The 13678-nt window shown below is 75.0% G+C and carries 15 protein-coding genes; 7 read left to right on the top strand and 8 right to left on the bottom strand.

Annotation, left to right across the window (positions count from 1 at the left end; genetic code table 11):
• Positions 1-64: 64 nt before the first annotated feature.
• Genes BLW86_RS29420 through BLW86_RS29410 form a run of 3 tightly spaced genes read left to right on the top strand, consistent with a single transcriptional unit; the run spans position 65 to position 3920 of the window.
• The gene (locus BLW86_RS29420; protein ID WP_093876833.1) at positions 65-463 is read left to right on the top strand and encodes a hypothetical protein; all 399 of its coding nucleotides are present in this window, start codon (positions 65-67) and stop codon (positions 461-463) included.
• A complete protein-coding gene (locus tag BLW86_RS29415; RefSeq protein WP_093876832.1) occupies positions 451-3267 on the top strand; it encodes an ABC transporter permease subunit in 2817 nt (938 codons plus the stop codon). Before BLW86_RS29420 ends, BLW86_RS29415 begins: the two co-directional genes overlap by 13 nt.
• Positions 3264-3920, top strand: coding sequence for an ABC transporter ATP-binding protein (locus BLW86_RS29410; protein WP_093876831.1), 657 nt, complete (start codon positions 3264-3266; stop codon positions 3918-3920). Before BLW86_RS29415 ends, BLW86_RS29410 begins: the two co-directional genes overlap by 4 nt.
• 12 nt (positions 3921-3932) lie before the next feature.
• On the opposite strand, the gene BLW86_RS29405 is transcribed toward BLW86_RS29410, so the two are convergent.
• A complete protein-coding gene (locus BLW86_RS29405; RefSeq protein WP_371129680.1) occupies positions 3933-4397 on the bottom strand; it encodes a LysM peptidoglycan-binding domain-containing protein in 465 nt (154 codons plus the stop codon).
• A 513-nt stretch (positions 4398-4910) separates the two neighbouring features.
• On the opposite strand from BLW86_RS29405, the gene BLW86_RS29400 reads away from it, so the two are divergent.
• The gene (locus BLW86_RS29400) at positions 4911-5693 is read left to right on the top strand and encodes a hypothetical protein (RefSeq protein WP_093876830.1); all 783 of its coding nucleotides are present in this window, start codon (positions 4911-4913) and stop codon (positions 5691-5693) included.
• A gap of 164 nt (positions 5694-5857) precedes the next feature.
• Positions 5858-6172, top strand: coding sequence for a hypothetical protein (locus tag BLW86_RS29395; protein ID WP_093876829.1), 315 nt, complete (start codon positions 5858-5860; stop codon positions 6170-6172).
• Between the two features lie 98 nt (positions 6173-6270).
• On the opposite strand, the gene der is transcribed toward BLW86_RS29395, so the two are convergent.
• From der to BLW86_RS29365, 6 genes are all read right to left on the bottom strand, one after another.
• Entirely contained in the window at positions 6271-7719 is a 1449-nt protein-coding gene (der, locus tag BLW86_RS29390) for a ribosome biogenesis GTPase Der (protein ID WP_093876828.1), read from the bottom strand.
• A 77-nt stretch (positions 7720-7796) separates the two neighbouring features.
• Positions 7797-8441 carry a lysophospholipid acyltransferase family protein gene (locus BLW86_RS29385; protein WP_030693963.1) on the bottom strand — a complete coding sequence of 215 codons (645 nt, stop codon included), beginning with the start codon at positions 8439-8441 and terminating at the stop codon, positions 7797-7799.
• Complete coding sequence (gene cmk, locus BLW86_RS29380; RefSeq protein ID WP_093876827.1) at positions 8438-9112, bottom strand: (d)CMP kinase; 675 nt, start codon at positions 9110-9112, stop codon at positions 8438-8440. Before cmk ends, BLW86_RS29385 begins: the two co-directional genes overlap by 4 nt.
• A 513-nt stretch (positions 9113-9625) precedes the next feature.
• Complete coding sequence (locus tag BLW86_RS29375; protein WP_093876826.1) at positions 9626-10714, bottom strand: prephenate dehydrogenase; 1089 nt, start codon at positions 10712-10714, stop codon at positions 9626-9628.
• Positions 10711-11079, bottom strand: coding sequence for a chorismate mutase (gene aroH / locus BLW86_RS29370; RefSeq protein ID WP_093876825.1), 369 nt, complete (start codon positions 11077-11079; stop codon positions 10711-10713). Before aroH ends, BLW86_RS29375 begins: the two co-directional genes overlap by 4 nt.
• A gap of 115 nt (positions 11080-11194) precedes the next feature.
• Positions 11195-11623, bottom strand: coding sequence for a YidB family protein (locus BLW86_RS29365; protein WP_093876824.1), 429 nt, complete (start codon positions 11621-11623; stop codon positions 11195-11197).
• 163 nt (positions 11624-11786) lie between these two features.
• On the opposite strand from BLW86_RS29365, the gene BLW86_RS29360 reads away from it, so the two are divergent.
• Together BLW86_RS29360 and BLW86_RS29355 are read left to right on the top strand one after the other, a co-directional pair.
• A complete protein-coding gene (locus BLW86_RS29360) occupies positions 11787-12236 on the top strand; it encodes a Rieske (2Fe-2S) protein (RefSeq protein ID WP_093876823.1) in 450 nt (149 codons plus the stop codon).
• A gap of 10 nt (positions 12237-12246) precedes the next feature.
• Entirely contained in the window at positions 12247-12936 is a 690-nt protein-coding gene (locus BLW86_RS29355) for a nucleotidyltransferase domain-containing protein (protein ID WP_093876822.1), read from the top strand.
• On the opposite strand, the gene BLW86_RS29350 is transcribed toward BLW86_RS29355, so the two are convergent.
• Complete coding sequence (locus BLW86_RS29350; protein ID WP_093876821.1) at positions 12916-13677, bottom strand: nucleotidyltransferase domain-containing protein; 762 nt, start codon at positions 13675-13677, stop codon at positions 12916-12918. The two genes, BLW86_RS29355 and BLW86_RS29350, sit on opposite strands and share 21 nt — an antisense overlap.
• Position 13678: the final 1 nt, after the last annotated feature.

Below are 13678 nucleotides of genomic sequence, written 5' to 3'. Positions count from 1 at the left end.
CGGCTGGCGTTTCCAGGGTGGGACGAATCGGGGCATAGTGCAAGGAAGAGACGAGGGAGGCCCCGTGCCGACATCCCGGATCCTGCTCTGGAGCGGTCTCGCGGCGGCCGCCGGGGGCGCGGTGCTCTGCGCGCTCGGCTGGTACGGGATCTCCGGCGAGCGCTTCGCGGAGCGCCAGCTGCCCTATCTGGCCTCGTGCACGGTGCCGGGGGCCGCGCTCCTCGTGGCGGGCGCGGTCCTCGTCGGTGCGGCGGCGCTGCTTCCCGTACGTCCTCCTCGGCCGCGTCCCCCCGGCCCGCAGGAGCCTCCTCCGCCGTCCTCGGACGGCCCCCTCCTGCGGGTCCCCGGGGGGACCCTCGCGCATCGTCCGGACTGCCCGCTGGTGGCGGGCAAGGCGGAGGCCGTGGAGGTGGGGGACGCGGAGCTCGCCCCCTGCCCGGTGTGTGAGCCGTGGCCTCCCTGACGTACGAGCTGACGCTCGCCGGCCTCGCGGTCGGCAGCGCCGCCGCGCTCACCGGCATCGGCCTGGTCGTCACCCACCGGGCGACGGGCGTGCTGAACCTCGCGCACGGGGCCGTCGCCATGGTCTGCGCGTACGTGCTCCGCCAGCTGGTGGTCGGCTGGGGCTGGCCGCTGCCCCTGGGCGCCCTGGTCACGCTCCTCCTCTTCGCCCCCGCCCTCGGCCTGGCCCTCGACCGGGGCGTCTTCCGTCCCCTGGCGCTGCTCGGCTCCCATCCGGCCCAGACCCTGGTGGCGACGATCGGCGTCTTCGTCCTGCTGGTGGGCGGGGCGGTGCTGCTGTGGGGCCCGGGGGCCCGGGACGACGCGCCCGTGCTGCTCGGCGACGATCCGTGGGCGCAGCTCGCGGCGGTGGTCGCGCTGGCCTGTCTGGTGGGGGCGGTGACGCGGTGGACGCGGTTCGGCCGGGAGCTGCGGGCGGTCGTGGACAACCGTCCGCTCGCCGTCCTGGCGGGCATCGACGCGGACCGGGTGGCGGCGGCGGGCTGGGCGTTCGGCTCGTTCACGGCCGGGCTCACGGGCGTGCTGCTCGCCCCGTACGTACGGCTCGACCCGTACGGGATGCCGCTGCTCGTCGTCGAGGTGATCGCGGTCGCGGTGATCGCCCGGATGCGGTCGCTGCCGGTGGCCGTGGCGGCCGCGCTCGCCATCGGCGTCGCCCAGGCGCAGCTGACCCGGCTGCACCCGGAGGGCTGGGCGGAACCCCTCCTCCAGGCCGTCGGGGCGAACCTGTTCGTGGTGGCGCTCCTGGTGGCGGCGCTCGTCCTGCCGGGCATCGGCGGCAAGGGCGAGGACGCCCTGCCGCCGCCGGCACGGCCCGCCCGCGTGCCCACGGCCCTGTGGCTGGTGGTCGGCGTCCTGTTCCTCCTCCCGCTCGGTCTCGCGGGCTCCGACCTGCACACGGCGGTCCAGGTCCCCGCGCTCGCCGTGATCCTCCTGTCGCTGGTCGTCGTGGCGGGCCGCGGCGGCCAGATCGCCCTGGGCCAGGCGGCGTACGCGGGCCTGGGCGCCCTCTTCACGGCGCTGCTCGCGGCCGCCGGAGTGCCCGCGCTCCCGGCCCTCGGACTCGCCGTGCCGATGGTGGCGGTGGCGGGCCTGGTGACGGGCCGGCCGGCGATCCGGCGGCACGGTCTGGCCCTCGCCCTGGCGACGCTGGCCGTGGGGGTGGCGGTGAGCCGCTTCGTCCTCACCCAGCCGTACGCGACGGCCGGCCTGTCCCTCGGCCGCCCGGCGGGCTTCTCCGACGACCGCGCCTTCTACGCCCTGGAGCTCGTCGTCCTGGCCGGCTGCCTCGCCCTGGTGGCGGCCCTCCGCCGGGGCCGCACGGGTCGCGCGCTCGCCGCCCTGCGGGACCACGAGCCGGGCGCCGAGGCGGCGGGCGTCCCGGTGCCCCGCCTCAAGCTCCTCGCCTTCGTCGTGGGGGCGGCCCTGGCGGCCCTCGGCGGCGGGCTCCTCGGCATGGGGCTGCGCGCCTTCGACCCCGAGCAGTACGACCCGGTGCGCGGCCTGCTCTGGTTCGCCGCCGTCCTGGTCCTGGGCGCCGACAGCCTCCTCACCCCGCCGGTCGCGGCGGCCCTCCTGACGACCCTCGACGCGGGCCCCCAGGCAGGCACGGCGGCAGCCCTGATAGGCCTCCTGGCAACACTGACGGGCCGCCTCCCACCCCTGCTGACGCTGCTCCCGCACCGCGAACGGCCCGAGCCCCACGGCCCGCCGACCACCGCGGCCCCGAGCGGCCCTCCCGGCACCGGCCCGAGCGGGCCCCCCGGCGCCACTCCGACCGAGGCCCACGGCACCGGCCCGGCCGAAGGCCGGGTGCGCGCCCACGCCCGGGCGGCCGCCGGGCCGGCCGAAGGCCGGACACGCCGCCCCCACGGGCCGCCGACCGCCGACGGCGCGCGACCCCCCACGGGAAGACCCGCGCCTCTGCCGACGACCCGCACGGAGGGCGCGGGTGGGAACCCCCATCCGGCCGAAGCCCGGACGCACCCCCACGGCCCGCCGGCCGCCGACGAAGCCCGTCCCCGCCCGACGGGACCCGCCCCGCACCGGACGACGCGCCCGCACCACCCCCCGCCCGGTCCCGCACCCCGCACGGGACTCCGCGCACACGACCTCACCCTCACCTACCCCGGAGGCGTCACCGCCCTCTCCCACGTCACCCTCGTCCTCTCCCCCGCCCGCGTCACCGCCCTCGTCGGTCCCAACGGCGCGGGCAAGAGCACCCTGTTCGACTGCCTCGCCGGGACCCTCCGCCCCCGCCGGGGCCAGGGCCGGATCACGCTCGACGGCACCGACATCACCGCCCGGTCCGCCCACGCCCGGGCCCGTCTCGGCATCGCCCGGACCTTCCAGCGGCTCGCCGTGTTCCCGTCGCTCACCGTCGAGGAGAACGTCCGCCTGGGCCAGGAGCAGGGCGAGGGGCGCGGGGATCCGGCCGCCGTGGAGCGGAGCCTGCGGCTGCTCGGGCTGGCCGGGCCCGTACGGCACCGGGCGGCGGCGGACCTGCCCACCGGAACGCTGCGCCGGGTCGAGGTGGCCCGCGCACTGGCCAGGCGGCCGCACACGCTCCTCCTCGACGAGCCGGCCGCCGGGCTCGACGCCGCCGAGACCGCCGCGCTCGCCCGGATCCTGGCCGCGCTCGCGGCGGACGGGCTGACCGTCCTCGTCGTGGAGCACGATCCGGACCTGGTCGCCGGGATCGCGCACACGGTGCACACCATGGAGGGGGGCCGGATCCTGTCGTGAGCGTCGAGATCGCCCTGCGCGCCGCCCGGGTCCGCTACGGCCCCCTGGAGGCCCTGCACGGTCTCGACCTGCCCGTGCCGGCCGGGACGGTGACGGTTCTCCTGGGCCGCAACGGCGCGGGCCGGACGACCGCCCTGCGCGCCCTGGCCGGCACGGTGGGGCTGGCGGCGGGCCGGGTGGAGTGGCGCGGGGCCGACGTGACCCGCCTCCCGGCGCACGAACGGGCGCGCCGCGGGCTGTGCTTCGTACCGGATCTACGGGCGGTGTACGCGGGCCTCACCGTCGCCGAGAACCTCGCGCTCGCCGCGCCCGGGGCCGACGCGCCCGACGCCACCGCCCCGTACCCGGAGCTGGTCCCCCTCCTGTCCCGGACGGCCGGGACGCTGTCCGGCGGGGAGCGCCGGATGCTGGCGCTCTCCCGCGCGCTCCTCGCACGCGCGCGCGTGGTGCTGGTCGACGAGCCGTCGCTCGGCATGGCCCCGCCGGTCGCGGCCCGTACGTACCGGATGCTCGGGGAGCTCGCCGTGGAGCGCGGGACGGCCGTGGTCCTGGCCGAGCAGCGCGTACCGGAGGGGCTGCCGCGCGGTTCGCTCGTGCACGAACTGCGGCGCGGCTCCCGCGCGTCGAGCGGGGAGCCGGCCGAGTACCGCTGAGGCCGCCGGGCCTCAGAGCGGGTCGATCCGCAGCATGGTGCCGACGACGATCCGGTTCGGGTCGGCTCCGATCAGGCTCCGGTTCGCCGCGTACAGCGCCTGCCAGCCGCCCTTGATCGCGAAGCGGCGGGCGACCGAGCCGAGCGTGTCGCCGGCCTGGACGGTGTGGACGCGCCCGGACAGGCCGTACCGCTGGGAGCAGACGGGCCAGGCCCCCCACCCCTGGGTGCGCAGCACGTCCTCGGCGACGGTGATCTGCTGCTGCCGGGTCGCCAGGTCGGCGCGGCGGGCGTACTTCGGTCCGCCGTGCTCGACCCAGGTGGGGTGCCAGAACTGGAGCCCGCCGTAGAAGCCGTTGCCGGTGTTCACGTGCCAGCGTCCGCTGCTCTCGCACTCGGCGACGCAGCCCCACGGCCACTGGTCCCGCGCGCAGGCGTACGAGGGCACGGAGGCGGCCTCCCGGAGCGCGTCCGACACGCCCAGGAGCGCGGCGGAGGCCTCCCGCAGGCCGTCCGGCAGGTCCCGCACCCCGGTGGCCACGCCCTCGACGGCCCCCGGCAGGTCCCGCGCCCCGGCGATCAGGTCCTCGACGGCCCCGGGCACGTCCCGCGCCCCCGCGACCAGGTCCGGGACGGGCCCCGCGGGCGTGTCCCGGGCCTGGGCGGGCGCCGGAGCCAGGGACAGGAGCGCGACCGCGGACGCCGCCACGAGGGAACCCGCCGTCCAAAATCGGATCTTCGACATCGGGGAAGGCTAGGCAGCCCCCGCCGCCCCCGGCCCGTGCCGCGCGGAACACTGTTCACACCCCACCCGGTCGGAGTCACCGCCCCGGACGAGCACGGACGCCCCCGGACGGCCCGGGACGCACGCGCCACCGGCAACTTGCCTCGCTTCCGCGCGTGACCCCGGCCGAGGCTGACCCGTTGAACTCGGCATGAGACGCCCGGGAACGGCCCGGCGTCCCCCCGTACCGAGTCCAGGGAGCCCCCCGTGCCGCGCATGCTCGACGTCAGCGAGGACGTACGCGCCGAGATCGGCGACGAAGAAGCGGACCGGCTGCTGGCCGGCGACAACGCCCCGGGCAGTTACGACTGCACCTCCTGCCGCACGCCGGGAGACTCCGACCAGGAGCGCACCAGCACGGTGCTGTTCGTCGGCGAGGAGACCGCGGTCCTCGCGTTCGCCCACGCCAGCTGCATCCCGTCGCAGGTCGTCCGGGTCGCCGAGGAGCAGCTCCAGGGCGCCGTCGCCTCCATCACGGCCTCCGACGCCGCCGAAGCGCTCTCCGCCTCCCACCCCGAGCAGGCCGTGCTCGGGGTCACCAGCGGTCTCGTCCTGATCGAGGGCGAGCTGCACCCGGCGCTCGTGGTGGAGCCGACCGCCCCGGTGGCCCGTCCCGGTTCGGACGGCCTCACCGACGAGTTCCTCTCGCTCCTGGCCGAGCAGGGCTTCCAGCCGGTCATGGACCTGGGCGAGAAGCCGGCGATGCTGCCGGGCTGGTCGGTCCTGGTCGCCATGGGCCAGCTGCACTCCGTGCTCCAGCCGGGGCCGGGCGGCGCGGGTCAGGCCGCCTGGTGGCAGGCGCACCAGCCGCTCCAGGTCACCGAGGGCTGGCGCGCGGCGGCCAACAAGTCGCACACGGTCCTGGTCTTCGCCGCGCCGGTGGGCTCGATCGGCCAGCAGCCGCGCGAGGACCTGCTGCGCGACGCCCTGGAGAAGGCCGCCGCGAACGGCCGTCTGGTGGCCGCCGCCATGCCGCTGGCCGGCACCTGATGGAAGACGGCCGGCCGGGCTTACGGCGGGCGCGTCCGCTCCCGGGGGCGGGACCGGACGCGCCGGGGGCGGGGCCGGGTGTGCCGACCGTGCCGCGTCCCCGGAGCGCTCCCCTTTCGGAGAGCCGCCCGCATCCGACGGACGTCGGTGTCGTTGGCACCTATGTGCACCCATACGACCCCTTCCCCCAGCCGTATCCGAGCCAGATCCCCGCGATGCGTCCCGCGCGGGACGTCACGGCAGGCCCTTCGCCGACGCCGATCTACGACGCCCTGTACTCGGAGTACCGCAGGTCGTTCCGTACGCTGCCGGGCGACCGCAGCGGCGAGGAGGAGCTGAGCTTCCGGGCCTTCGGCACGGTCCTGAGCACGGGCGTGCACGGGCACCGGCACGCGAGCGGGTATCCGACGGCGTGGTCGGGACAGCAGCACCCCCACCCCCAGGCGGCGCTGCCACCGGGACCCCGCAGAGGTCTCTAGTACGGGAGTACGGAAGCAGGTACGCACGACGAACGGCCGAGGGCCGGGGCGCATCGCCCCGGCCCTCGGCCGTGTGTCACCCCGCGGGCGCGTGGGTGTTACTTCTTGCGGCCGCGCTTCTCGCGCACCCGGACCGAGATGTGGATCGGGGTGCCCTCGAAGCCGAACTCCTCGCGCAGCCGGCGCTCGATGAAGCGGCGGTAGCCGGCCTCCAGGAAGCCGGAGGCGAAGAGCACGAAGCGGGGCGGCTTGGTGCCGGCCTGCGTGCCGAAGAGGATGCGGGGCTGCTTGCCGCCGCGGACCGGGTGCGGGTGGGCGGCGACGATCTCGCCCAGGAAGGCGTTGAGCCGGCCGGTGGGGACGCGGGTCTCCCAGCCGGCGAGCGCGGTCTCGATGGCCGGGACCAGCTTCTCCATGTGACGGCCGGTCTTGGCGGAGACGTTCACCCGGGGCGCCCAGGCGACCTGCTGCATCTCGGTCTCGATCTCGCGCTCGAGGTAGTAGCGGCGCTCCTCGTCGAGCTCGTCCCACTTGTTGTAGGCGATGACGATGGCGCGGCCCGACTCGACCGCCATCGTGATGATGCGCTGGTCCTGGACCGAGATGTTGTCGGTGGTGTCGATGAGGATGACGGCCACCTCCGCCTTCTCGACGGCGGCCGCGGTCCGCAGGGAGGCGTAGTAGTCCGCGCCCTCCTGGAGGTGGACCTTCTTGCGGATGCCGGCGGTGTCGACGAACTTCCACGTCACGCCGCCGAGCTCGATGAGCTCGTCGACCGGGTCGCGGGTGGTGCCGGCCAGCTCGTTGACGACGACGCGGTCCTCGCCCGCCACCTTGTTGAGCAGGGAGGACTTGCCGACGTTCGGGCGGCCGATGAGGGCGATGCGGCGGGGGCCGCCGACCGCGTTGCCGAAGCGCTGCTCGGGGGCCTCGGGCAGCTTCTTCAGGACCTCGTCGAGGAGGTCGCCGGTGCCGCGGCCGTGCAGCGAGGAGACGGGGAACGGCTCGCCGAGGCCCAGGGACCAGAGCATGGCCGCGTCGGCCTCGCCGGACTGGCCGTCGACCTTGTTCGCGGCGAGGACGACCGGCTTCCCGGCGCGGCGGAGCAGCTTGACGACGGCCTCGTCGGTGTCGGTGGCGCCGACGGTGGCGTCCACGACGAAGAGGCAGGCGTCGGCGGCCTCGATGGCGTACTCGGCCTGGGCGGCGACGGAGGCGTCGATGCCGAGGACGTCCTGCTCCCAGCCCCCGGTGTCGACGACCTTGAAGCGGCGGCCGGCCCACTCGGCCTCGTACGTGACGCGGTCGCGGGTGACGCCCGGCTTGTCCTCGACGACGGCCTCGCGGCGGCCGATGATGCGGTTCACCAGGGTCGACTTGCCGACGTTCGGGCGGCCGACGACGGCGAGAACGGGGAGCGGGCCGTGACCGGCCTCCTCGATCGCGCCCTCGACGTCCTCGACGTCGAAGCCCTCTTCCGCGGCGAGCTCCATGAACTCCGCGTACTCGGCGTCGCCAAGTGCCCCGTGGTCGTGCTGGTCGTTCATGAAGTCCGTTCCTTGATCATTCGTGGTCGGTGGTCCCGGACGGCCGGAGCCGTGGGGGCCACTACTGAGAGTGTCGCTCAGCGCCCGGTGAGGCGCCTGGCGTTTTCCAGGTGGGCGGTGAGCTTCCCCTGGATCCGTACGGTGGCCTCGTCGAGCGCCTTGCGGGTGCGGCGGCCGGAGCCGTCGCCCGCCTCGAAGGCGTCGCCGAAGACGACGTCGACGCGGCCGCGCAGCGGAGGCAGTGCCTTGACCAACCGTCCGCGGCGCTCGGTGCTTCCCAGCACGGCGACCGGGACGATCGGCGCGCCGCTGCGGACGGCGAAGTACGCCAGGCCCGCGCGCAGCGAGGCGAAGTCGCCGTCGCCGCGGGTGCCCTCGGGGAAGATCCCGAGGACGCCGCCCTGCTCCAGGACGCCCAGGGCGTTGCCGATCGCCTTGCGGTCGGTCGAGTCCCGGTCCACCTTCAGCTGCCCGATGCCCTCCAGGAAGCTGCCGAGCGGTCCGACGAACGCCTCCTTCTTGATGAGGAAGTGCACGGGACGCGGGGCGGTGCCCATGAGCATGGGACCGTCGATGTTGTGCGCGTGGTTGACGGCGAGTATGACGGGGCCGGAGGACGGTACCCGCCAGGCGCCGAGGACGCGCGGCTTCCAGAAGCCGTACATCAGCCCGATGCCGATGCGACGGCCGACGGCGGCGCCCTTCTCGGAGGGCAGGGTCACTTGACGGCCGCCCGCTTCTCGTCCACCAGGGTGACGACGCACTCGATGACCTGGTCCAGGGTGAGGTCGGTGGTGTCGACCTCGACGGCGTCGTCGGCCTTGGCGAGCGGGGAGGTCTTACGGCTGGAGTCGGCCGCGTCCCGCTTGATCAGGGCCTCCTTCGTCGCGTGCACGTCGACGCCCTTGAGCTCGCCGGAGCGGCGGGCGGCACGGGCCTCGGGCGAGGCCGTGAGGAAGATCTTCAGGTCGGCGTCGGGCAGGACGGTGGTGCCGATGTCCCGGCCCTCGACGACGATGCCGATCTCGGCGCCGCGGGCGATGGACCGCTGGAGCTCCGTGATCAGGCTCCGCACCTCGGGGACGGCGCTGACGGCGCTGACCTTGGAGGTGACCTCCTCGGTCCGGATCGGGCCCGACGCGTCGGCGCCGTCCACGGTGATGGTGGGCCGGGCCGGGTCCGTGCCGGAGACGATGACCGGCTTGGAGGCGGCGTTGGCGACGGCCTCGGCGTCGGTGACGTCGACGCCGTTGCTGATCATCCACCAGGTGATCGCCCGGTACTGGGCACCGGTGTCGAGGTAGCTCAGCCCCAGCTTGGCGGCGACCGCCTTCGAGGTGCTGGACTTGCCCGTGCCGGAGGGCCCGTCGATGGCGACGATCACGGATTCCACGGTGGGAACACCTTCCTGGGGTGAGCGGTAGGGCCCGGCGGTTTGCGGGGGACCCCCACAAGGTTACCGAGTCCCGGGCCCCCACCGACCCCGGCCCGCACGGGCCCGTCCCCGCCCACCTCCGCGCGGGCCGCGCGCGGTGGGGCGGTGCCCACCCGCCGTGCGGGCCGCGCCGGCGGGGCGATGCCCCCGCCCACCCGCCGTGTGGGCAATCGTCCCGCTGGGGCGAGGGGGTCCCCCCTGCTCGAGCGAAGCCGAGAGCTTGGGGGAGGGTGGGCACACGGGACGGCGCCTTCAGCGGCGCCTCCGCGTTCCGCGCCTTGACCCGCACCACGAGGGCGCCGTACCGGTCGGTGCGGGTCAGGGCGCGGGAGCCTCGGGCGCCGGCAAGGGCGCCGTCCGTTGTGCCCACCCGTTCCGCCCCAGCGGAACGATTGCCCACAACGGGGTGGGCGGGGGTGGGCCCCGTCCCGGCGGAACGATCGCCCACGACGGGGGCGGGTACCGGGCCGCTCAGGTCGTGCGGAGGGCCCAGCCGCGTTCCTGGAGCGCCGCCCCCAGCACCGCCGCCGCCGAGGGTTCGACCATCAGCTGCACCAGACCCGCCTGCTGCCCGGTCGCGTGCTCGATGCGGACGTCCTCGATGTTGACGCCCGCGCGCCCCGCGTCGGCGAAGATGCGGGCGAGCTCGCCCGGCTGGTCGCTGATGAGGACGGCGACGGTCTCGTAGACGGTCGGGGCGGCACCGTGCTTGCCGGGGACGCGGGCGCGCCCGGCGTTGCCGCGGCGCAGGACGTCCTCGACGCCGGAGGCGCCGTCCCGCCGCTTGTCCTCGTCGGCGGACTGCAGGGACCGCAGGGCGCGGACGGTCTCGTCGAGGTCGGCGGCGACGCCGGAGAGGACGTCGGCGACGGGCCCGGGGTTGGCGGAGAGGATCTCGACCCACATGCGCGGGTCGGAGGCGGCGATGCGGGTGACGTCGCGGATGCCCTGCCCGCAGAGGCGTACGGCGGACTCGTCGGCCTCCTCCAGGCGCGCGGCGACCATGGAGGACACCAGCTGCGGGGTGTGGGAGACGAGGGCGACGGCCCGGTCGTGGGCGTCGGCGTCCATGACGACGGGGACGGCCCGGCAGAGGGCGACGAGTTCCAGGGCGAGGTTGAGGACCTCGGTGTCGGTGTCCCGGGTGGGGGTGAGGACCCAGGGCCGGCCTTCGAAGAGGTCGGCGGTGGCGGCGAGCGGGCCCGAGCGTTCCTTGCCGGACATGGGGTGGGTGCCGATGTACGCGGTGAGGTCGAGGCCCAGCGCCTCCAGCTCCCGCTTCGGTCCGCCCTTGACGCTCGCCACGTCGAGGTAGCCGCGGGCCAGGCCGGCCGTCATGGCCTCGGCGAGGGTGGCGGCCACGTGGGCGGGGGGTACGGCGACGATGGCGAGGTCCACGGGGCCTTCGGGCGCCTCGTCGGTGCCCGCGCCGAGCGCGGCGGCCGTGCTGGCGCGTGCCGGGTCGTGGTCGCGCAGGTGGACCGTGACGCCCCGGCCCGCGAGGGCGATGGCGGCGGAGGTGCCGATCAGGCCGGTACCGATGACGAGCGCTGTTCTCACTGGGCGATGTCCTTGCGCAGGGCGGCCGCGGCACCGAGGTAGACGTGCGCGATCCGGGACTTGGGCAGTTCGGTCTCGACGTGGGCGAGGAGCCGGACGACCCTCGGCATCGCACCCTCGATGTCGAGTTCCTGTGCGCAGAGCAGGGGTACGTCAGCCATGCCGATCCCGATGTGCCGGGCCGCGGCGGCGGGGAAGTCGCTGTGCAGATCGGGCGTGGCGGTGAACCAGATGCTGATGAGGTCGTCGGCGGTGAGGCCGTTGCGCTCGAGGACGGCGGTGAGCAGTTCCTCGACCTGCTCGCGCATGTGTCCGGCCTCGTCCCGCTCCAGCTGGACGGCGCCTCGGACCGCTCGTACCGCCACGTCGTGCTCCTTCGCCTGCGTCAGTGCTCCGTTCAGCCTAGTCAGCGGCGGGGCCGCCGCGCCGCGCCGCCCGCCCTCCGAGACGAACGGGGCGGCGGGCGGGGGACGGTCGTGGTCAGAGCCGCTGCCGGCGGATGATCTCCTCCAGGGAGGCTCCCTCGGGCAGCGAGCCGTCCGGGGTCAGCTTGTCGACGGCCTGCGGCAGGGAGCGGGCGATCTCGTCGGCGGCCTCCTGCGGGCTGACGCCGGCGTCCGCCGCGACCTTCTGGAGGGTGTCGTCGGGGAGTGCCTCGGCGATCTGGGCGCCGCTGACGGCCTGGTTCTCGCCGGTGCCGACCCAGGACCGGGTCTGGTCGGTGAGGCCGGACCCGGTCAGCACGTCGAGAAGGCCACCGAGCGGGTTCGAGCCGCCCGCTCCCCCGCCGCCCTTGCCTCCCGCAAGGGCCCCGATCAGGGAGCCGAGGATGTTCCCGGCGCCGCCGTTCTGTCCGCCGGCCCCTCCGAGGAGACCCCCGAGGAGGCTGCCGAGGTCGTTGCCCGCCATGGTCCTGCCTTTCGTCCGGTACGGAACAGGCCCAATGTCACCCGAACCGGGGTGCTCCGCCACCGGTGGTACGCGGCGGCCCGGACGGCCGTGCGGGGGAGCCGGGCGGGGGACGCGGGCGTGTTGCGGGCCCCGGGGCGGGGTGCGCGGCCAAGCTGGCGGCATGACCTCACGCCCCACCGCACGCCGTACCGTCCTGTTCGCCACGGCGGCTCTGACGATGACGACGGGCTGCGGCTCGAACGACGGGGGCGACGGCGGTACGAGCACGAGCGCGCCGGCCGCCACCGAAGCGTCCCCGACCGCCTCGGCCGCTCCGAGCGGCGGGGCCCCGCTGGCCAGGACCTCCCAGATCCCGGTCGGCGGCGGCATGGTCTTCGCGAAGGAGAAGGTGGTCGTGACCCAGCCCTCGGCGGGCGAGTTCAAGGCGTTCTCCGCGATCTGCACGCATCAGGGCTGCACGGTGAACAAGGTCGCGGACGGCACGATCGACTGTCCCTGCCACGGCTCCAAGTACCGCGTCGCGGACGGCTCGGTGGCGGCGGGGCCGGCTCCCCGGCCGCTGCCGGCCGAGCAGATCATCGTCTCGGGAGAAACGATCACCCTGGCGTAATCTGCCCGGCATGACTCCGGACGAGCTGGTGCGCGAGCACACGATCTATACCTGCGTGATGGGCTCGCGTGCCTTCGGTCTGGCAACCGAGGACAGCGACACGGACGTGCGGGGCGTGTACCTCGCCCCGACGCCCCTCTTCTGGCACTTCGACAAGCCCCCGGCGCATGTGGAGGGGCCGGGCGAGGACCAGTTCAGCTGGGAGCTGGAGCGCTTCTGCGAACTCGCCCTGCGCAACAACCCGAACGTCCTGGAGTGCCTCCACTCCCCCGTGGTCGAGCACGTCGACGACTGGGGCCGTGAGCTCCTCGACCTGCGCGGGGCGTTCCTGTCCCGCCGGGCCCACCAGACCTTCGTCCGGTACGCCGTCGGCCAGCGCCGCAAGCTCGACGCGGACGTCCGCCAGTACGGCCGGCCGCGCTGGAAGCACGCCATGCACCTGCTGCGGCTCCTGACCAGCTGCCGCGACCTGCTGCGCACGGGCGAGCTCCGCATCGACGTCGGCGAGGACCGCGACCGCCTCCTCGCGGTCAAGCGCGGCGAGGTGTCCTGGCCGGAGGTCGAGGCCTGGATGAACCGCCTCCAGGAGGAGGCCGACCGGGCCCACGACACGACCCCTCTCGCCGCCGCCCCGGACGAGCCCCGCATCCAGGACTTCCTGATCCGCGCCCGCCGCGCCTCAGCGCTCGGCGTGCTCTAGCCGGGCCCGTACGACGAGGTCGTGCAGCGCGTCGTGGACGCGCACCGACTCCGGGAGCCCCGAGGCCGCCTGGGCCTCGTCCAGGACCCCGTGCAGGGCCTCCGTCTCGGCCCGTACGGCCTCGGGATCCACCTCGGCCCGCCCGTGCTCGGCCTCCGTCTTCGCCGCGACGAGCTCGGGCAGCCGGGTGGGGGCCTCCGCCACCTCCCCCAGCAGGGTCGGCAGATGGGCCTGCACCTCGCCCGAGCGCATCAGGTGGATGCCGGTGAGCAGCGCCCGGTAGGTGTAGAGCAGCGGCTTGAGCTCGCCGCTGCTCTCGAAGAGCCGCCACTGCGTGCCGGCGAAGCCGCGGTAGTGGTGGGCGTGGTGGCGGGTGAGCAGCTCCGGCACGAGCGAGACCAGTTCCGCGTGGGTCTGCGTGGTGTGGGCGACGAGCGGGGAGGTGAGCTGCTCCAGGACGTAGCCGTTGCGGCGCAGCATCAGCCGGGCGAACTTCCGCAGGTCGTGCGTGACGAGGTCCATCTCGACGCCGTCCCGGTCCCACATCCGGCTGCGGGTCTCCTCCGGCTCGCGGAGGCCTATGAGGGCGTCCACGGGCAGCAGGTGCGCCCCGCGGAGGTCCACGTCCGAGTCGCGGGACGGGAAGCCGTACAGGTGCGCGCCGGAGACGGTCGCGAAGAGCAGGGGGTCGGGCTGTTCCGCCACGACGGCGGAGAGGTCCGGGTCCGGGGTGAGCGTCATG

Origin of the sequence: Streptomyces sp. TLI_105 (assembly GCF_900105415.1) — a bacterium.
Taxonomy (GTDB): domain Bacteria; phylum Actinomycetota; class Actinomycetes; order Streptomycetales; family Streptomycetaceae; genus Streptomyces.
Note: the sequence above shows the minus strand (reverse complement) of the source record. Positions and strands in the feature narration are given on the sequence as shown.

Coding starts and splice junctions, on each gene's coding strand:
- der (WP_093876828.1), bottom strand. CDS start 7,719: ATGAACGACCAGCACGACCACGGGGCACTTGGCGACGCCGAGTACGCG.
- BLW86_RS29365 (WP_093876824.1), bottom strand. CDS start 11,623: ATGGCGGGCAACGACCTCGGCAGCCTCCTCGGGGGTCTCCTCGGAGGG.
- BLW86_RS29360 (WP_093876823.1), top strand. CDS start 11,787: ATGACCTCACGCCCCACCGCACGCCGTACCGTCCTGTTCGCCACGGCG.
- BLW86_RS29355 (WP_093876822.1), top strand. CDS start 12,247: ATGACTCCGGACGAGCTGGTGCGCGAGCACACGATCTATACCTGCGTG.
- BLW86_RS29350 (WP_093876821.1), bottom strand. CDS start 13,677: ATGACGCTCACCCCGGACCCGGACCTCTCCGCCGTCGTGGCGGAACAG.